Genomic DNA, 23479 nt, shown 5'->3' on the forward strand with positions numbered 1-23479 from the left:
GCCGAGGGGAGGCGTGATGGTCCTTTCCCGGCTGGACATCCATCGGCGGAACCGAGGGGAGCGGACGCTCGTCACGCTTGCCGGTGACATCGGACCGGCCACGACACCACTGCTGCGGGCCGCATTGGAGCAGTGTCTGCTGGACGGCGTCACCGTCATTGACATCGACCTGACCACGGTCGGGTCCTGCGACGCCATCGGCCTGGACGTCTTCCTGTCGGCGTCGCGGCGCGCCGGCCGGGTACACGCCTCCCTGCTCCTGCACCACCCGTGCTCGCAGATCACCCAGCTTCTCGCTGTCACCGGATCTGCTTCGCTGCTCCTTGGGGCCCCCGTGAGCCCCGTACCGCCCGCCGTACTCGGCGACCTCACGAGTACCGGAACGCGGGCGCCCGAGGACCCCGCTCGTCGGTCGGATCAGCTGGCCCTCAAAGACGGGATCCGCCTTCGCCGGCTGACCCGTTGGCAGGCCGAGGGCATGCGCGAGGACATCGCTGACCTGGCCGCGGAGTCTGTCGCGGGTACCCCCGGCGAGGCGTACCACGACCGTGGAGACTTCCTGCGCCGCCTGGCGGGCGGTGCCCATCGCCCCGGCTTCGCGCTGCTGGTCGCTGAGACGACGGTGCTGGTCGGTTGCGCCTTCGGTTTTCCGGTGGGCCCTGACAGTGCCGGGCGCCGGGGTTTCGACGGAACACTCCAGGAAAGCATCCAACGGCTCACCTCCCGGCCGCGGTTCGTCGTCCTCAGTCAGGTCGTGGCCCATCCGCACGCTCAGCACCGCGACATCGCCCGCCGCCTGCAACAGCGTCTGCTCACCGACCTGCACTCCTCCCTTGGAGTCGCCCTGCTCCACCCTGCCGACCGGGAGGGACAAGCCGCCTTCTCGGCCTGGGGCTGGCAGAACATGGGAGAGGTCGTCGGGCTGCCCGGTCCTGTCGCCCCCTGCGTGTTGATCCTCAGGGAAGGGCTGTCCCCGGCAGGCCGATGATCAAGCAGAGGAGAGCGATGAGCCGGCGGCCGTACCGGCCGGTGCGGTCACGCCGTTCTGTCTGTGGTCTGCCGTACGGACGTGTCTCCGCGCGATGGCTGCGCGCCGCGCCGTCCGCCCACGGCCGGGAGTAGCCTGGCACGTACCGAGAGCCATTCGGGCGCACGACCACGGCGGCGCCGTTCCCGGCGAGTGACAGACACAGGCAGCCCGAAGCCGCCCGGGACGGGATCGCACGATGGACGCCATCACCAAGCCCGCCGAAGGTACGACCTCGGGTGACCCACACACCTACCGGATGCCGTTGCCCCGGCTGAGCCTCACGCCGGACGTCAGCCACGGCCCGCTGGACGGAGCGTGGTGGCCGCGCTGCGACGCACTGGAACTGGAGCTGCCCGCGCTGGTCGGCGCATTGGAACCGAGCGCCGACACCGTCACCCGCGTCACCGTGGGGACCGCCTCTTGGCCCGATGCCCCGCAGAAGGTGATGGCGCCCGGCCATGTGATCGAGGTGGCCCTGACCGACCTCGCAGCCGAGGCGCATGCCATCACTGTGGACTGCGGCACCGTGGGACGCTGGGAACTGCTGGTGATCCCACCGGACGAGCCGGCCGGAGCGGCTACCCGCCTGCTGACCGCTGCCGCCGACCCAGGGAACCCGCTGTCGGCTCCGCGCCTGCTGACACTCGTCGAGAGCGGCCTCGACGGACAAGACACATGGGAGTCAGAAGGAGGCTCCGGGCTCAGGTGAGAGGCCCGATGCGGTCGGGCCCACGTGACCGGCCGGGGATCCGGCGGTGGCGCGCTCCCTGTCCCACGCGCTCGAGCGGGCGCGGGACGGCCGCACCTCGGATGACGCGACTCTGCTCCTGGTGGAGTGGCGCGGCTGACCTCACCGTTGTCGTGCGGTACGGCTCCGCCGGGCACGGCTCGCTCGTCAGTCCGGCGGCACCTGCGCGCTTTGGGTGTCGATGAGGATCTGTTCCGCCTGGGTGATGTTGTCGGCCCGCACGGCCTGGGCCATCGCGGCGTGCGCGGCCGCGGGGGTCGCGTGCGGCGGGATCACGAGTAGCGAGAACACGTCCTGGTCGCCGCAGGTGATCAGGACGGTGTCGTCGCCCACCGGGAAGGAGTCGATGCGCACCACCCGGTCGTCGACGACGATCCGCGTCGGGAGCCCTTCCCAGGCGGCAGTGTCCAGCCCGACGCGCGTGACGGGGCCGAGGTGGCCGGTGAGGGCGCTCAGCAGCGCGGGCAGCTCGACACCGATGTCGCGCGACCGCGGCCACCACGCACCATCGAGAACGCCTTCGCGCGACGCCGTGGTCTCCAGCCGGAGCAGCGCACACCCGGGCCGTACGGCCTCGTGAACGCCACTGGGCAGATGCCGGGAAACCGGGAGCGCATCGGAGCCGGTCATGAGGATCACCCGTCTTCGGGAATCGGTGCGATCACGGGACTCGCCCCGCCCTCCCACGCTACTCCTGGTACCACGGGCGCCGGTTCCTCCAGAAGCAGCCTGCCTGTGCGGATGTCGTTGCGGAGCGGGTGCACAGGATCGCCGGCACGGCACTGCGACCTGTTCAGGTGAACATAAAGGCTCTTGATGGCTTGGCGGTCGGCCGGTTCTGGGCGGAGGCGCTCGGCTGGAGTGTTTTCCGACCCGGCGTGACCACGCAGAACTCGTTGCCCTCCGGGTCGGCGAGGACCGTCCACGGCACTGTGCCCTGGCCGTGGGCGGGCGTCGCACCGAGAGCCTCCAGGCGCGCGACCACACAGGCCGCCTGATCCATTCGGGTGCCCCGACTCTGGAATCGGGTGAGCACACTGACCGGGTCTGCCGGCGAGGCACAGTCCGCTGCCCGTGGTGGTCGTTGGCACAACGCCGGGCCGTTGAGCTTGGTGCTGAAGCTGTCCGCATCCAGGGTGCGGGTGCGACGGGTGGCCAGGTTGCGAGCGGCGGAGTTGGGGCGGTGCCGAGTTGGGGCGGTAGCCGAGTTCGCGTGAGGCGGTAGAGAACGCGGTCCCGGGTGGCGGGCCGCACGTTCGGATGGCGGTGAGCACACGCGAGGCGGGCTGGTGCGAGATGCCCGCTCTCCGGGCCACATCCGCCAGCACCGGTGCGCGATCCATGCTTCACCTCTTCTGATGCCCCATCACGCTTGACAGGTCGGGTGCGATCTCCGAAGGGGAGTCAACTTGCGTTCTCCGGTGGGAGTCCGCGTGCCGTGAAGAATTGTTAGCGCACACATTTGGAGGAGGTCAAGGCACGTTGATCCCCATAGATCGCAAACTCTTCCACCGGCACAGCTGTGGAACTCGGGTTTCCAACTCCACGGCCGCCGTCAGGGGCGGTCCGGGCATCCCCGCTTTGTCGCTTTGTCGTACGCCTCGGGGAGGAAGCGGACCCGATTTGTTTCCACAGTCTTGACTGTCCCGCAGTGTTGACCGTCCTTCCAGCCCAGCGTACAAAAGGCAGGGCTCGTAAGAACGGACGATCATGACCCACTGCGCCAGAACGGCGCATGCACGACGTTCCGTTTCATGAACGGTCACCGCTGCGGCGGTGACGCATTCGCATTCGGCTGCCGCGCTCGAACAGAGCGCCCACCGGCCACCCGTACCCGATTCCCCGGAGCTCTGGATGAGCGGTGTCATTCGAGTGCCAAAAATGTGAGCGCTAACAAATGCCTGCTGAACGATGCCGAGGCCGCGCCGAACTCCAACTCCGGGCTCGAGAAGAACGCAAGACGGAAGAGGTTCACAGTGATACGTAGACACCTGAGAGGGCTCCTACTGTCAGTGGGCGCGGTTCTCACGCTTCTCGCCGGCGTCCTGGTCGGGGTGGTGGGTACCGCGGGCACGGCCCAGGCGGCTTCGTCCCTGCCCTGCGACATCTACGCCGCCGCCGGAACGCCGTGTGCCGCGGCGCACAGCACGACACGGGCGCTCTACGCCTCCTACAGCGGCGCTCTTTACCAGGTCAAGCGCGCCTCGGACGCCACGACCACCAACATCGACACGCTCACCGCGGGCGGCTACGCCAACGCCGCGGCACAGGACTCCTTCTGCTCCGGCACGACCTGCGTCATCACCAAGGTCTACGACCAGAGCTCGAACCACAACGACCTGACCATCGAAGGGCCCGGCGGCAACGGCGGACAGGATGTCGGCGCGATCGCGAACGCCCTGCCGGTCACGGTCGGCGGCCATGCGGCATACGGGATCTTCGTGTCCGCCGGCGTCGGCTACCGCAACAACAGCACCAGGGGCATCGCCACCGGCAGCGCCCCGGAGGGTGCCTACATGGTGACCAGCGGCCACCACGTCAACAACCGGTGCTGCTTCGACTACGGCAACGCCGAGACGTCCGGCAACGACACCGGCAACGGCCACATGGACGCGATCAACTTCGGCACGGAGTGCTGGTTCTCGTGTTCCGGTGCCGGATCGGGACCCTGGGTCGAGGCGGACCTGGAGAACGGGCTGTTCTTCGGAGGGAACGGCGCCAACTCGGGCAACACCGGCATCTCCAGTGAATACGTCACAGCCATGGAGAAGAACAACGGCACGACAACCTACGCGATCAAGGGCGGCAACGCGCAATCGGGCTCACTGACCACCTGGTACGACGGAGCTCTACCCAACCTCGGCGGCTACACCCCCATGCACATGGAGGGGGCCATCGTCCTCGGCACCGGCGGTGACAACAGCAACGGATCCGACGGCTCCTTCTTCGAAGGCGTCATGACCTCCGGCTACCCGACCAACGCCGCCGACAACGCCGTGCAGGCCAACATCACCTCCGTCGGCTACACGACCCCCACCGCCACCTTCCCCGTCGCCGGCACCGCCTACCGGCTGACCAACGTCAACAGCGGCAAGGTCCTCGACGCCGTGAACTGCGGCACCGCCAACGGAACCTCGATCGACCAGTGGGCCTCGCTCGGCAACAACTGCCAGCAGTGGAAGTTCGCCAGCGCGGGCAACGGCCACTACACCATCACCAACGTCCACAGCGGTACGACCCTCGACAACGTGAACTGCGGACAGAAGAACGGCCAGGCCATAGACCTGTGGGCCGCACTCGGCAACCTCTGCCAGCAGTGGGACGTCACCCGGGTCGGCAGCCACTACACCATCTCCAACGTCTACAGCGGCATGGTGCTGGACGTGACGAACTGCGGAACGGCCAACGGGACCGTGGTACGCCAGTGGCAGCAGCTCGACAACACCTGCCAGCAGTGGGACATCGCGCCCTGACCTGAGCGACTGTGTCCATGGCGGTCTGCCGACCCACGCGTCGGCAGACCGCCCACACGTGCTGAGCATCGTCTCCATCGGTGGCCTCTAGGTCAGAACCTGGCCTAGAGGCCACTTGGCGGGTACGCGATCCGCTGGGCAACCTGTATGCCAGATCCAGCGGGAACGCCGGAGCACCGGGTCACGGCAAGCCAGGCAACGACAGCGCTCTGGTGCAGGGCAGCGCAACAACAGGCCCCAGATGGACGCAGCTTCCCAAGCTCAAGCGAACGGTGAAATCCCCCGATCGCCAAGTGGTTGAGCGTGGCCTCCAGACATGCGTCGGCGGACGACGGGTCAGGCGGAACCCGTAACGTCTTGCCCATGGTGACTGCGACTGTCCGCGAGTGGCGCGACGAGGAAGGGTGGGGGGTGCTCGACTCGCCCGAGACTCCTGGCGGGTGCTGGGGCCACTACTCCGACATCCAGATGGCCGGGTTCCGCGCACTGTCGCCCGGACAGCAGGTGGACCTCACATGGGAAGCCCCCGGCTTCAAGCAGGACGGGTACGACTACCGCGCGGTGTCCATCGTGCCTCGGCCCACCTGACATCCACACCTGACATCAACGACGGCGCACGCGCACGACCCCACGCGGCTCGTCTTGACCTCGCGCTCTCAGGCTGCCCAGGTTCTGCCCGGCGGTGTACTTGCTGTCCGGGAGTCGTTGGAGGTAGCCCTGGCGGATCAGCATCGACAGGGCTGCTGCCTCGGCCGGGCCGAACGCCCTGAGGGAGCGGGCGATCTGTGCCCGGGACACCACCCCATGCGGTGCATGTGTGACAAGGTCCAGGATTTTCAGGGCTTCCCGGGTTGCGTGATGTGCCTGCGTGTCCAGCTTGCCCATGCTCTTGGCGGACTGCTCCTCAGACGGTCGAATGCGTCCGGGGCCGGTGTGAAGCCAGCCGTGCACGGCGCTGCCGCGTACGGTCTTCGCGGCGCCCGCGCCCACCAAACCCCGCCGGTTGAGCATGAGGTCCATTCCCGTGAATTCGGTGAGGACCGCAGCAGTCCGCTCCGGCGCCCACGGCAGCTGATCGGGATTCCCCAGCTCCCCACCGCTCTCCCGTCTCCCCGTGCGCCCGTACCTGACCAGTCCGAGGTCCTCGATGGTCACGACACGGCCGAGTCGCTCGGTGAACAGGGCTGCCAGCACCCGCGGTACGGGATCGCGCGGGATCTCTCCCACGTCGATCCAACGCCGCACCCGTGAAGTGTCGGCCGACACCTGCGGGTGCCCCATGGCGGCCGCCTGCCGGTTCACCAGTCTGGCGAGTTCGCCCTTGGACCAGCCGGACAGGCGGAACAGGTCTTGCAGGCGGGTGTGGGAAGTGGAGTGCTGCCGACGGGGAGGCTCGCCGGACGTTCCGAGTCGGCTCGTGGCGCTCGACCACACCTGCCTCGTCCTGCGAGCGCTCAGCCACCTGCCGAGAAGCGCCCCCGACCTACTGGTCATGCAGCGCCGCCAGACCCACCAGAGGATGCCGCACGCAGCCAAGAGTGACAGGAAGGCGACCGCTGGCCAACGCTCGTACAGCACAACCAGCATGGCCCGTCCCTCATGCCACCACCGAGTAGGCGCTGCGCCGGCCCCCTCAGCGGGTTCCCTCGCCGGATCAGTGCGTTGCGGCCGACCGCCGATGAAACGACCCGCCACACACACGATGGCGGCGACCACAGCAGCGACAAGGCTCGCACGCAGCAGAACCATGCCGCGGGAGACGTGAGTGGCGACCGTGCCCGGGGCTTTGTCCATCAGGGTCGCAGCCTCGCCCTGGGTACAGTCCAGCGCCTTCGTCGCCCATACGGCGGTGCGCTGGGAGAGAGACAGACCGGCCAGGGCCTGCTCGACGGCACAGCGGTTGGCCACCAGTGCGGCGATGTCTGCCGACTGCAACGGGTCGAAACGCAGAGGATCAGCCGCACGACGGGCCTCCAACCGACTCTGATCAGCCCGCTGCCGGGCCCGATTGGCCACCTCGGTGCGGATCACCACACGCAGGTAGCTGATCGGATGTTCGATGGATGCCGGATTGCGCAAGGCCTTGGCGAAGGCGTTCTGCACGATGTCCTCGGCCGAGACAACCGACTCCGGCACCCCGCGAGCAAGGAGCGCCTGCTGAGCGGTCGCCGTCAGACTGACCCGGTACTTCGTGTACAGGGCGCCCAGAGCCTCGGCGGTCACCGCCTCCCGGTCAGCCATTGTCTTCCTCTCGCTTCGGGTGCGCGTCCCACGAGTCCCTCGGACCTGCCGGCCGGGCCCGGATGATCTCGGCCCGGGCCAAGGACCGGTTGCGAAGTGCCACGCTGTCGAGCCAGCCCTTGATGGCAGGGGCCAGAGGGGTAACCACGGACAAGAGTGCAGCAGCGAGCTCCACCGTCCAACCTCCCTTGTGGTGTGGGCCGTTGGCGCGCGGTGGCGCGGCGGCCGTTCACACAAGAGAGGTACGAGCGCGCCGTTCTCATGACGTGCCGTCCAAGATCCTGCAATGGCGGGACCATAGTGTGGGCCGGTGAAGACAAGACAGCGCGGTGCCAGACGGCCTTTCATATGCAGGGCCATCGCCGTCGGTTGTGCGGTGCTCGCCGTCGTGGCGAGCTGGAGCGGTCTTTTGCTGGTCGTGGCGGGGCAGGTGGTTCCCGGTTGGGGGATGAGCTGCGTACTGCTGTGCATTTCGCTGGTGCTCATGCGGGTCCGCACCACGGCGCACCGTTCGGAAGCCGATGAGGCGGTGCGGAAACACCGGGTCGTTCCCCGTTGGCTGCTTGTCCTGTCGACTGCCGCAGCCGCACTGAGCATCGTGTTCGGCGTCGGCGGCGATCTAGTGGGGGGAGCGGAGTACTACGTGCTCGAGCCCGAGGGCCCTGGGGGCTGTCGAGTTGTGGTGCGGGAGACGTCGGTCCTGGTCATAGGCAACGGTGACGTCTACGAGGTGGGAGCCAGTGGCCTGGGCCGGCAGATCGGGTCGTGGACGGCCGACGACGGCTACCGCCCCTTCCGCTCGGATACGTACAGATTGGACTGGGGTCGCGGCGGCGGCATCCTGACGATCAGCGGTACCGGCACTGATCCTGTCCTACGGTCCGGCATCCCCGCGATCGACTGCGATTGACGCAGCCGGCCATTGCCCGGCGGGGTCAGTCGGTGCCGAGGCCGTCGATCAGGCGATTGAGGAACCGGGTGAACGTGGCTTCGGGCGTGAGGGCGCGTACGGGGGCGGAGAGGGCTTCGGCGAGTTCCGGGTGGCGGCCGTCCGCGGCGACGGTCGCGAGATAGCGGGCTTCGGCGGCGACCCGGTCGGGTGACTGGGTGGCCGCCGCCTGCATGATCTCGTGGCCGACGTGCCCGGCGACGAATGCGGTGAGCTGGGCGAAGACCTCCAGCTTCGCCGCGCCGTCCAGCCCAGTGGGTCGCAGGGCGGCCAGTGCGTGTTCCAGGAACGCCAGGGTGTTGGGGCCGAGGCTGCGTCGGGTGGACAGGGCGGCGGGCAGCCAGGGGTGGCGCAGCATGTTGACACGCTGGAGGTGGGCGATGGCCTTCAGGTCGGCGCGCCAGTCGCCGGTGAGGGCACCCGACGTCGGCAGTTCGCCGCTGACGTGGTCGACCATCAGTTCCAGCAGCGTTTCCTTGTCGGAGGCGTAGCTGTAGAGCGACATGACTCCGGCTCCGACCTGTGCGGCGACCCTCCGCATGGTGACCGCTTCGAGCCCTTCCGCGTCCGCCAGGGCTACGGCGGCCGCCGTGATCGCTTCGCGGCTGAAGGCGGGCCTGCGGCCCCTGCGGGACTGGCTGGGGTTCAGCCACAGCTGTTGAGGGTCGACGCTCGCGGCGCCGGACCCGCCATCACCCGTCACGGTCTTCGTACTCCTTCTGCCGATCAACGAGGCCCGATCGCCGAGACCCGATCCCGCTGAGGCCCGATGACTGAAGCCGCTTTGGAGGGTATCCAAGCATCCTCTATTCTCGTACAACGTACGGAAAATCGAGGAGGGGAACCATGGCATCACGCACCCACGACGCTGCGCCGAGGCCGGCCTGGACACCGCCCGCGCGCAAGCCGCCGCTGTCCTCACGGATGATGCGGGCGATTTGGCGCGGTCTCCCGGCCAAGCGGCACGACGTCGGGTGGGAGCCGGGACTGGTGGTGCGGGCCGCCGACGGCAGCCCGTTGGTCACGGACCACTACTTCCCCCGTGCCGAGGGCGATTTCCCCACCCTCCTGGTCCGCTCGCCGTACGGCAGGGGCCTGCCCTGGTCCCCCATGTACGGCATGCTCTTCGCCGAACAGGGCTTCCACGTGGTCCTGCAGAGCTGCCGCGGCACCGGCGGCTCAGGCGGTGGGTTCGAGCTGTGGCGCAACGAGCCCGCCGACGGCCGGGCCACGGTGTCGTGGCTGCGCGAGCAGCCCTGGTTCAACGGAACGCTGGGGACCATCGGCCCCAGTTACCTGGGCTACGTACAGTGGGCGCTCGCCCTGGACCCGCCGCCGGAGCTGAAGGCGATGGTGGTGCAGGTGGGTCTGCACGACCCCTACGCCTTGTTCTACGCGGACGGTGCCCTCCGACTGGAGAACGCCCTGCTCGTCGGCCTGGGCATGGCGTACCAGCATCGGGGGATCACGCCCTTCGTCGGGACGACGCTGCGCCTGCAGCGCCGCCTGCGCGACATCGTCACCGCGCGGCCGCTGCGCGGGGCGTACACGTCCGCCCTCGGAGACATACCGTGGCTGGACGACGTGATGACGCACCCGGACGCCGACGACCCGTACTGGAACGGCGCGTCCCTGGCACGGGCGGCCGAGCGGCTGAGCGTCCCCACGAGTCTGGTCACCGGATGGCACGACGCCCTGGTCGACCAGACCTTCGAGCAGTACGCCCGACTGCGTCAGGCCGGATGCGACACCGCCCTGCTCGTCGGCCCCTGGACTCATACCTCCGCCATGCAGCAGGGCTGGCCCGAGGTCTTCGCCGAGAGCCTCGCCTGGCTGCGCGCTCACCTGTGTGCGGAGCCCTCCGGTCTGCGTCCCACGCGTGTGCGCGTGCACGTCGGCGGCGAGGACGAGTGGCGGGACCTCGACGACTGGCAGTCCCTCTCCCCCGTCACCACCTCGTGGTTCCCCACCCCGGACGGGCATCTCACCCAGCACGCCCCCACGGACTCCGCTCCAGTGACGTCCTTGCGCTACGACCCGGCCGACCCCACGCCGTCCATCGGTGGCCCCCTGCTCTCCCGCACGGCCGGCCCCCGCGACAACAGCGCCCTGGAGGCCCGAGGAGACGTCCTGACGTTCACCGGTCCACCACTGGCCGAACCCGTGGACATCCTCGGCCCGGTCTCCGCGCGGCTGAGCATCTCCACGGACACCGGGTACGCCGACGTCTTCACCCGCCTGTGCGACGTGGACGCGCAAGGCCGCTCCACCAACGTCTGTGACGGGCTGGCTCAGCTGGAGACGGTGGGGCAGGCGCCCTCGGAGGTCACGGTACGGATGAGCTCCACCGCCTACCGCTTCCCGGCCGGGCACCGCATTCGCTGGCAGATCAGTGGAGGTGCCCATCCGCGCTACGCCCGCAACCCGGGCACCGGAGAGCCTCCGGTGGACGCCGTCGACCTCACGCCGACCCGCATCACGCTCCACACCGACTCCGCACTGATGCTCCCTTACGACGGGAAATCCCCGTGAACACGTGAGAGGGCCCCGGACCGATCACGATCCGGGGCCCTTGACAACCACGTCCGACGTCAACCGGGGCGGTCACTGACCTCCGGGGGCCGTCCTGAGCAGCCGATCCAGTCGTCGCCCGCGGTCATCGCCTCATCGCACCTCCCGTGCGTACGGGGCGACGGCGATCCGGTCGATCAGCGGCGCGTAGCGGGAACGGAGCAGTACGCCGGGGAAGGTGTCCGAGGCGTAGGTGGTGCCGTCGAAGTTCGGCAGCTCCTCGGAGCGGAACGCGATGGTGTTCTGCCCCTTCCTCAGTTGGACGGGGACGGTCAGCTCCCAGAAGTTGTTCTCATGGAAGCTGTGCGGGAAGCCGACGCGCCGCACCTCGCCGCCGTTGACGCTGATGTCGGCGTGCCGGGCGAGCGGGTCGGGGTTGTAGTGGGTGGCCTCGGACTGCTCCGGGTTGGAGTAGCGGATGCGCAGCGCGTACAGGCCGCTGCGGTCGGCGGTGACGGTGAACGTCGCGGTGTTGCCGTTGCCGGGATCGCCGCCGATACCGGTGATCGCCGTGCCGTCGGTGGCCAGCGAGAGCGGAGACAGTGTGGCCGAGCCCGCGAGCTTGGCGTCGCCGGCCTCGTACGTACGCGTCGGCAGTGCGCCCTCGGTCGGGGTGACCGTGAGGCGGTCGACGAGGGTGGTGGACGAACCCCCGGTCAGCGTCACCTTGTTGACGCCGCCGGAGAGGGAGACCGCCACGCTGTTCCTGCCCTTGGCCAGGCGCAGGACGTCCTGGTCGTTGACGGAGACCTGGGCGCCCGAGCCGCTGAGGGCGCCGACCTTGAGGGTGGCCTCGCGGTCGGCGGGCGAGTAGACCCAGAACGTGGCGGTGCCCTTCTTCGGGAGCTTGACCGCGCCCGAGCCGGTGGCGGGGGTCTTCGTGCCCTTCGGCAGGTCGTAGACCGGCTGCGCTCCGCCGCCCAGCCAGGCCAGTTCGCCCTCGTAGACCTGCGTGCCCGCCGAAGCCTCCGGCAAGGACAGGGTGAGGCGGTCGACGATGGCGTCGCCCTTCGTGACGCTCTTGCCGTCGGCGCTCTTCGCGGCGAGCGTCAGGGTGTGCTTGCCCTTGGTGAGGTGGACCTTGGTGTCGGTGTGGTCCCAGACCACCCACTTGTAGCCCAGCGGCAGATACAGCTCCTGCTCGCCGTCCGCCTTGCCGTCCACGCGCAGGAAGACGTTGGTCGGGCCCTGTTCCTTCACCTGGTCGAAGGTGTTGAGTGAGTTGGCGAAGACGCTCAGGTCGTAGGTGCCGTCCTGCGGTACGTCCACGGTGAAGTCGAGCGTGACGTCCGAGCCGCTGCGCAGGCCGCCCACGTCGTAGCCGCCGGAGGTGTAGAACTTCGACACGTCGCGGGGCGAGCCCTCCGGGCCGTTCTTGGAGTAGCCGGACCCGGTGTGGGCGGCGTCCTCCGCCTCGTACGAGCTCTGCCAGCGCACGGGCGGCGACTGCGTGCCCGCCGCCTTGCCGGCCGGGCTGAGGACGATCTCGTACGCCGAGGACTCCTTCAGCGCCGGCAGCGCGCCGTCGCCGAAGTCGACGACCACCGTGCCGTCGTCAGCGACCTTCAGGTTCTGCTCCGCGAGCAGCTTCGGGCCGGAGTTGTCGCCCACCTGCCCGCTCCAGTCGATCTCCTTCACCCAGGCGTGCACACGGCTCCCGAAGACCTTCTTCGGGACGCCCGCGAAGGTGATGTGGCCCTTGCCGGTGGAGCCGCCGAAGATCAGCCGGGACTGCTTCTTCTTCTCGTCGAGCGTGGCGATGCCCTGCATGGTGTAGTTCTCGCCCGGGAACGGCGGGGTCACGTTCACCGTGTGGCCGCTCATCGAGGCGTACGAGTGCAGCAGCCACCACTGGCCGTTGCCCCGGTTGGACTGCACCGCGGAGTCGGAGAGGTTGCCGTCGATGTTCCAGTACGCGATGTCGGCGTCCACCTTCGACTCCTCGATCGCGGACACCCACTGGATCATCTGGCCGGGCACCGAGGTGTGGTAGTTGAAGGCGTACTCGTTGATGTTGATGGGGAGTTCGGTGCCCTCCTTGTCGGTGCCCTTGAACAGGTCCTTCTCCCACGCCCGGTACTTGGCGACGCTGGCGCGCACCGCCTCCGGGTGGCTCAGCTCGTGCCAGGTGATGACGTCCGGGAGGGTGCCCGCGGCCAGGGCGTGCGTGAGGAAGCCCTTCACCTGGTCGTACAGGACGCTGGTGTTGGGGCCGGCGATGCGGGCGTCGGGCATCTTGCTCTTGATGAGCTTGTAGAAGTCGTCCCAGGCGGCGAAGTAGTCGTCGGGGTCGTTGAGCCAGCTGACCTTGTCGTAGCTCCACTCGCCGGTGCCGAACATGTTGCCCTCGGGCTCGTTGAACGGCACGAAGACGACGTTGTCCTGGTACTCCTTCGGCAGTCGCAGGACCTGGTCGACCTGCTTGGCGACCTTCTCCCGGTAGAGCTTGAGCTTCTCCTCGGGAGTGTCGCCCGGCCACTGGTACGGGAAGCCGCGGTGGATGTCGGTCATGTAGATGTACACGTCACCGTCGGTGGAGTCGGCCAGCGGCTTGACCACGTCGAGTGCGTCGGCACCGGGATGCTGCGGGCCGTCCTGCGCCTTCGTGGAGACCGTGCGCAGGCCCATGCCCTCCATGAGGTTGTTGGTGGGGACGTCCGGTCCGTACACGCCGTAGAGGGTGCCGGAGGCGCCGCCGTGAAACGCGCCGGTGTCCGAGCCCAGGTCGACGGTGAGCTGTCCCTCGCGGACCACGGTGACGGTCGCCTTCACCGCGCGTCCGGCCGCGGTTCCGGCCACCGTGAACGTCCCCGGCTGGGCGTACTTGTCGGCCGGTACGGCGTCCCAGGTGATCGGCGTGTCACGGTCGTAGCCGTCGGAGAAGGAGGAGCGGACGGCCGCGGGGAGGGACGGGGCGGTGCCGGTCGTGGTGCGTGCCTCGAAGGACGTCTTCGAGAGCTCCTGGAGGGTGGGCACGCTCCCGACCGTACCGGCGACCTGCTCGGCGCTGAGCGCCGCGTGCCACACGGTGAAGTCGTCGATCGCGCCCTTGAGCAGCGGGTCCGGCCACATGGACTTGCCGATGTAGCCGGCGGCCGTGGCCGAATCCTCCAGCAGGTCCCTGGCCTTGACGTCGGTCGCGGCGGAGGAGACCGCCACGCCGTCGAGGTAGGTGGTGACGCGGCGGGCGGAGCTGTCGAGGGTCACGGTGACGGTCCGCCACTGGTCCGCGGGAAGCTCGGCGTACCCGCTGACCTGGGCTTCCGCGCCCCCTCCGCCGGTGGTCACGGCCGTGCGCAGCACACCGCCGTTGTTGGACGGGGTGGTGAAGAGGTACTTGGTGTTGTTGGTGCCCAGATCGAAGATCCGCTGCCAGGACGCCTCGTCGTCGTCCCACTTCACGCGGGCGGAGACCGTCAGGTCGGACGTGTCGGCGAGGATCTCGCGGGGGAGGCGGACGTACGCGCCGTTGGAGTCGGGCGACCCGCCGGGCAGCGCGAGGGCCTTGCCGCCGCCCGTGCCCTCGACGGACCGGGCGGTGGAGCCGTTCACCAGGTCTGCCGTCAGGCCGTTGCCGGAACTGTCGGTGATCTTCCCGGAGGCCAGGTCGTCCTGGTCGAAGGTGTAACGGGCGGTGGGTTGGGGCGTGTCCGCCGCCTGCGCGGGGGCGGCCGGCACGGCCAGCAGGCCCGCGCCGACGGCCAGCGCCACGGCGGCCGGGGCTCTGCGCCGTGCGGTTGCGTCTGGGGATGGCATGGTGGCGTCCTTCCAGGACGTTGTCGAACCGGTTCGACAACGTCCGTAGCGGCTCTTACCGGTTGGCGGGGGCCGACCGGGCGGTCAGGGGTTGCGGGGCGGTCAGGGGTACTGGAACGCGGCGCGCGGCTGCGTCAGTTCCTCGGCGGCGGGCCGACAAGTGCGGGCGGGCATGGGCATCTGTCGGCGTCTACGGCGCTGTACGTGGCGCGCCGTGGCATGACGTGGTGTGGCGTGGCGTGGCGTGACGCGGCATGGCATGGGCGTGGCGCGGATCGGGCACGAGCGGCTCGGCTTTCGGCCCGGCAGGTCGCCGGGCGTGCTCCTCTCAACTCGACCCCACCATTCGGTATTTCGAACGCGGTTCGTAGTGTCGGCGAGACCGTAGGGGCAGGTGGGGGTGATGGTCAAGACCTTGCGCGCGGGCCCTGGAAGGTGTCCGCCGGGTTGACCGGTCGCACGCAGAGCGCCACAAGCTCGATGCCGCGCCCGGTCGGCGGTGCTGGACTGGAGCCATGACCTGCTGGAACCTCAGGATCGGGCGCTGCTCCGGCGGGTGCCGGTGTCACCCCTCGACGCGAGGCCTCCGCGGGACTTGACCGCCTCCCCGAGACGCCCTCTACGCGGCTGCGGTCCAGGGGCGTTGTGCGTGGTGCCCCACTTGAGGATCACGCGCCTGCCGAGGACGCCTCGACAGCGATTGCGGATTGAGCGCTTGAGAGGGGCCCGCGCGCCGACCGGGACTCCCGCCGCCTCCGAATGTCTCGGGTGCGGCGGCCGGATCCTCGTCTGCGGTGCCGGCCGGATCAGGTGCCCTGCCGGGACCTCACAGATGCGGACAAAGGCGACTGGAGGGGTGGTGTGGCATGCAGCACAGCACCCCGGGCAGCGTGACCGACGTGGCATCGGTCATCTCCGCGTGGGGCGGCCAGGAGTGGTGGCGTGGGGCTCGGGCAGCCAATCGCGGGCCGGGTCGTACTCCAGCCAGCGGCTGCGCCCGGCCTCCGTCATGAAAGCGCCCACCAGTTCGCGCAGCAGCGGATGCCCGCCGTTGTCGCGCCACAGCAGGGCCCAGGCGTACAGCGGTGTGGGATCCACCAGCGGAACGGACCGGACCCCGGGAACCCGGGGAAGCGGCATGTCGGCCGGGATCAGCGAGAAGCGACGCGGGTCAGCGACCATGCCGGCGAGGAAGTGGTCGAGGCCCAGGTTGGGTCCCTCGGCGTGGTCCCGGATGCCGAACTGCTCGGCGAAGCGGTGCAGGAAGTCGAGCCGCTCCAGCGCCCCGGGAGTCCACAGCACACTGTCCTGCAGCTGTTCCGGCCGCAGCGCGGGCTCGGCCGCCAGCGGATGATCCTCACCGAGGACGACGTCCACCGGTTCGAGGCGCACCAGACGGTGCGTCAGCCCGGCGGGCAGTGGCGGATGGACCCGCCCGAAGCCCGCGTCGATGTCACCGTGCAGCAGTGCGGCCGCCACCGACGGCAGATCGCGGCCGTGTCCGAGCTCCAGAGACGGCTCGCCGGTCCGCGCCGCCACCTGGGCAAGTGCCCGCATCGGCGCGTACAGGTGGCCCCACACGTCGACCCGTAGCGGTCGGCGTTCGTCCCGCACCGCGGCCAGGGCCTGGTCCGCGGCGGCCAGCGTCTGCCGGGCCGGCCCCAGGAAGCGACGCCCGGCCTCGGTGAGCTGCACTCCTTGGCCGCTGCGCCAAAACAGCTCGGTGCCGAGCCGGGACTCCAGCCGCGCGATCCGCTTGGACAGCCCCTGCTGTGAGATCGACAGTGACTCGGCCGCCCGCCCGAAGTGCAGCTCCTGTGCGGCGAGCACAAAGGCGCGAACGTGCGCCAAGTCGAGATCCACGCCTTTCACCATAGGTGACAACACATGGTTGTCGGCACCTTCGTTCCCTTGTTGGCCTGCTCGGCACCGCCGCTCGTTTCATGAACCGCATGCAGAGACTGATCCCCACAGGGAATCCGGCACGTCCGGTCGCGTTCGCGGAGGATGCCCAGCCCGTCCCGGAGCCGGACGAGGCATTGATCAGGGTCGAGGCGTTCGCGCCGAACCGGGGGGAGACGTTCCTCCTGGAACAGCCGAGGCCGGGGCTGCTTCCCGGCAAGGACGTCGCCGGCCTGGTGGTGCAGGCCGCGGCCGACGGCTCCGGCCCGCACATCGGCGCCCGAGTGGTGGGGCATCCGCCGCAGGGCGGCTGGGCCGAGTACGCGGCGGTGCCCACTCACTCGCTCGCGGTACTGCCCGATGACATCGGCGCCGTCCAAGCCGCAGCCCTGCCGCTGGCCGGCATCACCGCACTTCGGCTGCTTCGTACGGCCGGCAGCGTGACGGGCAGGCGGGTCCTGCTGACCGGTGCCTCGGGCGGCGTCGGTCACTACGTCACCGAGCTGGCGGCGGCCGCGGGAGCGGAGGTCACCGTCGTGACCGCCACGCCGTCACGCGGCGAGCGGCTGTGTGAGCTGGGGGCGGCAGCAGTCGTGCACAAGGTGACCGACGCGCAGGGGCCGTTCGACGTGGTGCTGGAATCCACCGGCGGCCCCCATCTGCCGGCCGCTCTGTCGAAGCTGGCACCCGGCGGCACGCTGATCTGGTTCGGCCAGGCCGGCCGCACTCCGGTGACTCTCGACTTCTTCGACCTCCTCGCCGGACCCGAAGGGGCCACTATCCGCCACTTCCACTACGCCGGTGCGCCCTACGGCCCCGACTTGACGACTCTGGTGCGCCTGGTGGACGGCGGGCGGCTGCATCCGGAGATCGGCCGCGTCGCCGACTGGGGGCAGACCGCACAGACCCTGGTCGACCTGCGGGACCGCCGCATTCGAGGCAAGGCCGTCCTCACGACGGGAACACCGCGATGAGCGCCGCCGAATTCGCCACCGCCCAGATGACGCGCGCCACTGGAGCCGGGCTCGACCCGCACGAGTACCAGCGCGTCACCGGCGAACTGGCTTCCGTCGACGGCTGGGGTGAGGCATTCGTCCGTACCGCACGGCAGCACGTCGCCCGCGCGAAGCAGGCTGTCCCACCCGTGTCCGCAGGCGAGCACTACCAGGTGGCAGCACGCTGGTTCCACATCGCCACGCTCGCACCGGATGGGGACCAGGCCCTGGCCGCGGCAGAGGCGGACCGTGCCATGGGCCGCGCGCTGGCCCTCCTGGAGCCCGGTGCCCGCAGGATCGAAGGGCCGGCCTTCACCGGTTGGCTGCGCGGCCCCGCCGACGCGCCGGCCACGGTGGTCGTCGTCCCCGGCCTGGACTCCGGTAAGGAGGAGTTCCACACCGTCACCTCGGCCCTGCTGCGCAGGGGCATGGCGGTGTTCACGATGGACGGACCCGGCCAGGGCGCACTCGCAGCCACCACCACCGTGCGGCCGGACTACCACCGGGTGATCGGCCAGGTCATCGACGCACTCGGTGTCGACCAGATCGGGCTCATCGGACTCAGCCTGGGCGGCTACTACGTTGCGGAGAGCGCCGCCCACGAACCTCGCGTGGCCGCCGCCGCCACCGTGAGCGGACCCTTCCGCCTCGACTGGGACACCGCCCCGTCCGTCGTGCAGGACATCCTCACCCGGCGCGCCGGAGGACCCGAGGCGGCCCGCGACTTCGTCCGCCACATCGACCTGTCCGCGCCGGCACCACGTATCGCCTGCCCGCTCCTGGTGGTGGACGGCGGCCGCGACGTCATCCCCGGCGTGACCAACGGAGAGCCGCTGGCCCGCCTGGCGCCGCACGGCGAGTACCTGCTCGTCCCGCACGGCGACCACCTCCTCGGCAACGCCCGGCCCGACTGGTTGCCCACCACAACCGACTGGCTTGCCGGAGCACTCACATGAACCGCTGCACCGCCAAGGCGACAACCGAGCTTCCGAGCGGAGAGCGCGAGATTCCGGCGTTTGCGTCAACTCGGCTCCTGGCAGCATCACTTCATGCCGGACTTAGGGTTCCTCGTTGCCGCGCTCACCGGCGCCACAGCGATCCTCGCGAGCTGGGTGGGCAATCGGGGCAGCACACGAGCCGCACAGATTCAGGCTGAGACGGCCCGCGCCGCACAGCAGGCTGAGAACGTGCGAGCGTCGCGACGGTCCGCCTACGTCCAGGTCGTCCATAAATCACATCTCGTGGGCGACTCGTTCCTCGGTGTCCTGCCGGCGGTGGAACTGACGGAGCCGGAGGCGCGAGCAGCAGCGCTGAGAGAGGTACTTCGTCAGCACCTTCGGCTCCACGCGGAGATGACCCTGGCGATCCACACGGCGAATCTGGAGGGCCCGGACGATGTCTCTCAGGCGGCCGGCCGTCTGGAGACAGCCTCCAAGGACGTCTACGTCGCCATCGAGGCCATGGCTGAAACGTTCGCCGTGTACAGCCCCGACTTCGACACGACCTATCAGGCGTTCTGGGACGCGCTGCGAAGTTTCACGGCGGTGGCAAGGGACAGCATCCGCGACGCGCGTCAGTGACCCCGAGGCTCAGCCCTTCACGGCGGAGCTGGCGACGCCTTGGACGAACCAGCGCTGGAAGAAGGCGAAGACGATCAGTACGGGCAGGACCAGGAGGACGCCGAAGGCGAGGATCTGTCCCCAGTCCGGCGGTAGCTGCGCCTGGAAGACGCTCATCTCCAGCGGCAGCGGGCGTACCGAGGGGTCGGAGACCATCAGCACCGGCCAGAGGAAGGAGCCTCACTGGGTGAGGAAGGTTGCCCTTCGTCATCGCGGCGATGTTGCTGTCGTTGAGGAGGTAGTCCATGAAGGCGCCGGCGGCCTTGGCGTTCTTGCTGTCGGTGCCGATGCCCCAGGCCGGCCAAGCGGCTGGCCGCTGCAGTCGATCGGCCTCGCGTACTCCGGCCGAACCGACGGCACGGGGTGGCGCCGCCACGGCACAGGCCCGGTCGTCGAGGCCGACCCGCGCTGGTACCGCACGGGCGAACACATGGGCTGGCGCGACCCGTTCGTCGTACGCGACGACGAGTCCGACGGCTGGGTGATGGTGATCTGCGCCAGCGACGCCTCGCTCCCGGTCGAGGCCGGCGGCTGCGTGGCCCTGGCCACCTCCGACGACCTGGAGCACTGGACGGTCCACCCGCCGCTGATCTCCCCAGGGGATGTCGACGAGTTGGAGTGCCCGGTGCTGGAGCAGCTGGACGACGGGAGTTGGCTGCTGCTGGGCTCCATCGGCGCCACGCGCGGCTTCGAGGCCTGGACGGCTCCTCACCTGAGAGGCCCCTGGACCCGCCGCGGTCCTCTCGGGCCCACTGGCTCCTACGCCCCGCGCGTCGTCCCGGCACCCGACGGCTCCCGCGTCGTCCTGCACACCACGCCCCGCCGGGTCGGCCTGACCGACGCGGGCGAGCGCTGCCGCGGCATGCTCGCGCAGCCCAAGTCCCTTGTCGTTCCAGAGGATTCGGCACCTCGTCTGGAGTGGTGGCCCGGCCTGGACGCGTGGCTCGGCGAGGAGACGGAGCAGCCCGCCCCGCACGCGGTCGGGGACCTGCTCGTGTCCGGCCCCGTCGAGGTCACCCTGCGCACCGAGACCCCGGGTGGCGGCCGACCCGCCCTCACCGTCGGCTGCGACGGCAAACACCTCTGGGCCACCGGCCCCGACGGCGCCCGCCTCGACGAGACGGTGCTGCCCGAACCCGCCGCCGGCCTGCGCATCCTGACCGTCGGTGAGTACGTCGAGGTCTACGCCGACGACGTCTTCGCGTTGACGACGCTCTGCTACTCCGGCCACGCCGCCCCGTGGACAGCCGTCACCGAAGGACGCGCACACACCATCCCGGTACGCCCGATCCGGCTGCCAGATCCGCACCGTGACGACGCCTCGGCCATCTGGCCCGGCCCCACACCCCAGTGACGCGCGGGAGCCGCGGGCGCTCCTGCCCGAGCCTGCCGCCTCTGTCACAGGACAGATCATCTCGTGAGGGGTACGCGGCCCCTGCTCAATGTGCCGGCCCCGACCCCGCTCTGGCCAGGATGGAGTTGAACGTGTTCAAATAATGGTGTGCGGATGACCGTACGGAAGCTGCCGCCGGTATTGCGGCCGGTGTCGCGGGGAGGAACTGTGGGGTCGGGCGCAGGCATCATCGTCTTGGCAGTGTTCTTCCTCTACCTGCTCCTCATGGCGCCGTTCTGCATCCTTGTCGGTTCGAGAACATCCTGGCGCATGGGCTGGGTGATGTCGGCCCCCTTGATCTTCTTGCCCCTCGCCCTGTTGATCGGCTTCCTGGTTCCCTGAGTTGCCGGGGCGGTGGTCGCTCAGGCGCACCCTTTCCCCGTGCCGTAGTCCCGAGCCGAAGCCTTCGCGAAATCCCCCTGCGCACCGTCCCGCGGGTGTCCTACCGTTCCGCGCATGACTCCGATCAGCCGCGAGAACCCGCTGACCTCACAAGACGCCCAGGCGTTGCTCGCCAGGCTCTCTGCCCGAGTGGAGATCAAGCGGGGGATGAGCGAGCGGGAACTTGACGGTGTCGAGGAGCGCTGGGGATTCCGTTTCGCTCCGGAGCACCGGACGCTGCTGGGTGCGGGACTGCCGACGGGGAGGCGGGACTGGCCCGATTGGCGGGACGGCGACCCGGAGGACCTGGCCGCAAGGCTGGCCCGGCCGGTGGACGGCGTGCTGTTCGACGTCGAGCACAACGCCTTCTGGCATCCGGACTGGGATCCGCGGCCGGCGGGCACGCAGGACGCCCTGGACGTGGCCCGCTCGTACTTGGCCAAGGTTCCGGTGATGGTGCCGGTCTACTCGCACCGGTACCTGTTGGCCGATCCGGACCGGACCGGTACACCGGTGTTGTCGATGCGCCAGACGGACATCGTTTACTACGGCACCGACCTGGTCGACTACTTCCGCCACGAGTTCGGTGGCGCCGTGCCGACACCCGAAGACCAGCAGTACGCCACGATCCCGTTCTGGTCCTATTTCCTGGACTGAGAGGCAGGACGGGGCGGCCCCGTGCTCCCCGCCGACGGGAGTACGGGAGCCGCCCCACGGGTCGGGCCGCCGGCAAGAAGACCGGAGCTGCCGCCCCCTCAGGTCCTGGCCCCTACGAGGGGTCGGCCGGGCTGTGTGCCCTGTTGCGGCGCAGCCGGTCGCGGGTCAGTGCCACAGCCACCACGGCCACTGCCACCAGGGTGGACAGGACCACCTGTTCGCGGCCGCCGCCGTCGGCCGTGTCGGTCAGCATGTAGCCCAGGACGAAGGTGATGAGGGCGATGGTGGCCCAGGTCAGGTAGGGGTAGAGCCACATCCTGACGACCAGCTTCTCCGGTGACTCCCGCTGGATGATCTTGCGCATGCGCAGCTGGGAGAAGCAGATCACCAGCCAGACGAAGAGGGCGATCGCGCCGGAGGAGTTGAGGAGGAACTGGAAGACCGTGTCCGGCCAGAGGTAGTTGAAGGCGACGGCGACGAATCCGAAGACGACCGAGGCGAGGATGGCCGTACGGGGTACGCCGCGGTTCGTGGTGAGGCCGAAGCCGGCCGGGGCGTCGCTGCGCCGGCCGAGGGAGAACGCCATGCGGGAGGCGGTGTAGAGGCCGGAGTTGAGGCAGGACAGGACGGAGGTCAGCACGATCGCGTTCATGATCTGGGCGGCGTGCGGGATGCCGATGGAGCTCAGGGCGGCGACGTAGGAGCCGTCCTTGAGGATCGCCGGGTCGTCCCAGCGCAGCAGCGACACCACGATCAGGATCGAGCCCAGGTAGAACACCGCGATCCGCCAGATCACGCTGTTGGTGGCCTTGGTGACCGCGCCCTGCGGGTCCTCGGACTCGCCGGCCGCCAGCGTGACGATCTCGCTGCCCATGAAGGAGAAGACCACCATCAGGACGCCGGTGAGGATGGCCCCGGGGCCGTTGGGCAGGAAGCCGCCGTGTGCGGTCAGGTTGGAGAAGCCGGACGCCGGGTGGTCCGAGCCGGGCAGCAAACCGAAGATCGCGAGGCCGCCCAGCACGATGAACGCGGCGATGGCGACGACCTTGATGCCGGCGAACCAGAACTCGAACTCGCCGTAGGAGCTGACCGAGACCAGGTTGCTGGCGGTGAGGACGATCATGACGATCAGGGCCCAGCCCCACTGCGGGACCCCCGGGATCCAGCCCGCGAGGATCTTGGCGCCGGCGGTCGCCTCGACCGCGAGCACCACGACCCAGAAGAACCAGTACAGCCAGCCGATGGTGAACCCGGCCCAGCGGCCCAGCGCGCGGTCCGCGTAGGCGGAGAACGAGCCGGACGTGGGGTTGGCCGCGGCCATCTCGCCAAGCATGCGCATGACGAGGACGACGAGGACGCCGACGAGCGCGTACGAGACGAGGATGCCGGGGCCCGCGGCGGCGATGCCGGAGCCGGAGCCGACGAAGAGGCCGGCGCCGATGACACCACCGATCGCGATCATCGACAGGTGGCGGTTCTTCAGTCCGGCCTGCAGGCCGGAGGAGCCTGATGCGTTCGGATCGCTATCCGTGCTGGTCACGGGGGCCGTGGAGGGGACGGGGGGACGTGTGGTCATCTCGGCATCCAGGGAGGGAAGTGAGGAGAGCGGAAGGCCTGGGGGGGCGCTGGGGGGTGACCGGGAAATTAGTTCAGGACGATCCAAAAGAACAAGACTTGTTTAAGTGTTCACCGTGCTCTATTTTTCGTGCAGCGCGGAGGGAGCCCCGATGCACAGCACACCCTGGCGTGGTCGCGAGAACCGTC

General features: G+C 69.4%; 19 protein-coding genes and 1 pseudogene. 12 read left to right on the top strand and 8 right to left on the bottom strand.

From position 1 onward, the window contains the following. Positions 1 to 16 precede the first annotated feature (16 nt). Together ACFYWX_RS46075 and ACFYWX_RS46080 are read left to right on the top strand one after the other, a co-directional pair. Positions 17 to 988: an STAS domain-containing protein gene (locus ACFYWX_RS46075; protein WP_389431511.1), complete on the top strand. Its 972-nt coding sequence runs from the start codon at positions 17 to 19 to the stop codon at positions 986 to 988. A 238-nt stretch (positions 989 to 1226) separates the two neighbouring features. Then, a complete protein-coding gene (locus tag ACFYWX_RS46080; protein ID WP_389431512.1) occupies positions 1227 to 1739 on the top strand; it encodes a DUF5994 family protein in 513 nt (170 codons plus the stop codon). Positions 1740 to 1925: 186 nt separating this feature from the next. Here the strand turns inward: ACFYWX_RS46080 and ACFYWX_RS46085 are convergent, their stop codons facing one another. Further along, positions 1926 to 2408, bottom strand: a complete 483-nt coding sequence (locus ACFYWX_RS46085) for a DUF5994 family protein (protein WP_389431513.1) — start codon at positions 2406 to 2408, stop codon at positions 1926 to 1928. A 244-nt stretch (positions 2409 to 2652) separates the two neighbouring features. After that, positions 2653 to 2763 (bottom strand): annotated as a pseudogene (locus ACFYWX_RS46090) (VOC family protein); the annotation flags it as partial. Between the two features lie 1027 nt (positions 2764 to 3790). Here ACFYWX_RS46090 and ACFYWX_RS46095 point away from each other — a divergent pair. Both ACFYWX_RS46095 and ACFYWX_RS46100 read left to right on the top strand, forming a co-directional pair. Continuing rightward, entirely contained in the window at positions 3791 to 5251 is a 1461-nt protein-coding gene (locus tag ACFYWX_RS46095; protein WP_389431514.1) for an arabinofuranosidase catalytic domain-containing protein, read from the top strand. Positions 5252 to 5614: 363 nt separating this feature from the next. Further along, entirely contained in the window at positions 5615 to 5839 is a 225-nt protein-coding gene (locus tag ACFYWX_RS46100) for a cold-shock protein (RefSeq protein ID WP_389431515.1), read from the top strand. Positions 5840 to 5854: 15 nt separating this feature from the next. On the opposite strand, the gene ACFYWX_RS46105 is transcribed toward ACFYWX_RS46100, so the two are convergent. Next, positions 5855 to 7474, bottom strand: a complete 1620-nt coding sequence (locus ACFYWX_RS46105; RefSeq protein WP_389431516.1) for an RNA polymerase sigma factor — start codon at positions 7472 to 7474, stop codon at positions 5855 to 5857. A 394-nt stretch (positions 7475 to 7868) separates the two neighbouring features. On the opposite strand from ACFYWX_RS46105, the gene ACFYWX_RS46110 reads away from it, so the two are divergent. After that, on the top strand, positions 7869 to 8402 hold the full coding sequence (locus ACFYWX_RS46110) for a hypothetical protein (RefSeq protein ID WP_389431517.1): 534 nt from the start codon (positions 7869 to 7871) through the stop codon (positions 8400 to 8402). A gap of 25 nt (positions 8403 to 8427) precedes the next feature. On the opposite strand, the gene ACFYWX_RS46115 is transcribed toward ACFYWX_RS46110, so the two are convergent. After that, positions 8428 to 9144: a TetR/AcrR family transcriptional regulator C-terminal domain-containing protein gene (locus ACFYWX_RS46115; protein WP_389431518.1), complete on the bottom strand. Its 717-nt coding sequence runs from the start codon at positions 9142 to 9144 to the stop codon at positions 8428 to 8430. Positions 9145 to 9287: 143 nt separating this feature from the next. On the opposite strand from ACFYWX_RS46115, the gene ACFYWX_RS46120 reads away from it, so the two are divergent. After that, the gene (locus tag ACFYWX_RS46120; protein ID WP_389431519.1) at positions 9288 to 10973 is read left to right on the top strand and encodes a CocE/NonD family hydrolase; all 1686 of its coding nucleotides are present in this window, start codon (positions 9288 to 9290) and stop codon (positions 10971 to 10973) included. A 132-nt stretch (positions 10974 to 11105) separates the two neighbouring features. Here the strand turns inward: ACFYWX_RS46120 and ACFYWX_RS46125 are convergent, their stop codons facing one another. Then, on the bottom strand, positions 11106 to 14768 hold the full coding sequence (locus tag ACFYWX_RS46125) for a LamG-like jellyroll fold domain-containing protein (RefSeq protein ID WP_389431520.1): 3663 nt from the start codon (positions 14766 to 14768) through the stop codon (positions 11106 to 11108). A gap of 909 nt (positions 14769 to 15677) precedes the next feature. Further along, entirely contained in the window at positions 15678 to 16631 is a 954-nt protein-coding gene (locus ACFYWX_RS46130; RefSeq protein WP_389431521.1) for a LysR family transcriptional regulator, read from the bottom strand. 89 nt (positions 16632 to 16720) lie between these two features. Here ACFYWX_RS46130 and ACFYWX_RS46135 point away from each other — a divergent pair, with 89 nt between their 5' ends. From ACFYWX_RS46135 to ACFYWX_RS46145, 3 genes are read left to right on the top strand one after another with little or no spacing between them, the layout of a single operon-like run. Then, a complete protein-coding gene (locus ACFYWX_RS46135; RefSeq protein WP_389431522.1) occupies positions 16721 to 17644 on the top strand; it encodes a zinc-binding dehydrogenase in 924 nt (307 codons plus the stop codon). After that, a complete protein-coding gene (locus ACFYWX_RS46140) occupies positions 17641 to 18621 on the top strand; it encodes an alpha/beta hydrolase family protein (RefSeq protein WP_389431523.1) in 981 nt (326 codons plus the stop codon). The genes ACFYWX_RS46135 and ACFYWX_RS46140 overlap by 4 nt, the downstream gene beginning before the upstream one ends. A 60-nt stretch (positions 18622 to 18681) precedes the next feature. Next, positions 18682 to 19245 carry a hypothetical protein gene (locus ACFYWX_RS46145; RefSeq protein WP_389431524.1) on the top strand — a complete coding sequence of 188 codons (564 nt, stop codon included), beginning with the start codon at positions 18682 to 18684 and terminating at the stop codon, positions 19243 to 19245. Between the two features lie 9 nt (positions 19246 to 19254). Here ACFYWX_RS46145 and ACFYWX_RS46150 read toward each other — a convergent pair whose 3' ends face one another. Beyond that, complete coding sequence (locus ACFYWX_RS46150; RefSeq protein WP_389431525.1) at positions 19255 to 19446, bottom strand: hypothetical protein; 192 nt, start codon at positions 19444 to 19446, stop codon at positions 19255 to 19257. Between the two features lie 25 nt (positions 19447 to 19471). Between ACFYWX_RS46150 and ACFYWX_RS46155 the strand changes: the two genes are divergently transcribed. The 3 genes from ACFYWX_RS46155 to ACFYWX_RS46165 all read left to right on the top strand — a co-directional run bounded on the left by ACFYWX_RS46155 (position 19472) and on the right by ACFYWX_RS46165 (position 21715). Next, positions 19472 to 20638: a mucin-1 gene (locus tag ACFYWX_RS46155; RefSeq protein WP_389431526.1), complete on the top strand. Its 1167-nt coding sequence runs from the start codon at positions 19472 to 19474 to the stop codon at positions 20636 to 20638. A 153-nt stretch (positions 20639 to 20791) separates the two neighbouring features. After that, a complete protein-coding gene (locus ACFYWX_RS46160) occupies positions 20792 to 21019 on the top strand; it encodes a hypothetical protein (protein WP_389431527.1) in 228 nt (75 codons plus the stop codon). Between the two features lie 114 nt (positions 21020 to 21133). Beyond that, positions 21134 to 21715, top strand: a complete 582-nt coding sequence (locus tag ACFYWX_RS46165) for a hypothetical protein (protein WP_389431528.1) — start codon at positions 21134 to 21136, stop codon at positions 21713 to 21715. Between the two features lie 112 nt (positions 21716 to 21827). On the opposite strand, the gene ACFYWX_RS46170 is transcribed toward ACFYWX_RS46165, so the two are convergent. Next, a complete protein-coding gene (locus ACFYWX_RS46170; RefSeq protein ID WP_389431529.1) occupies positions 21828 to 23291 on the bottom strand; it encodes an amino acid permease in 1464 nt (487 codons plus the stop codon). Between the last annotated feature and the right edge of the window lie 188 nt (positions 23292 to 23479).

Source organism: Streptomyces sp. NPDC002888 (assembly GCF_042888465.1).
Taxonomy (GTDB): domain Bacteria; phylum Actinomycetota; class Actinomycetes; order Streptomycetales; family Streptomycetaceae; genus Streptomyces.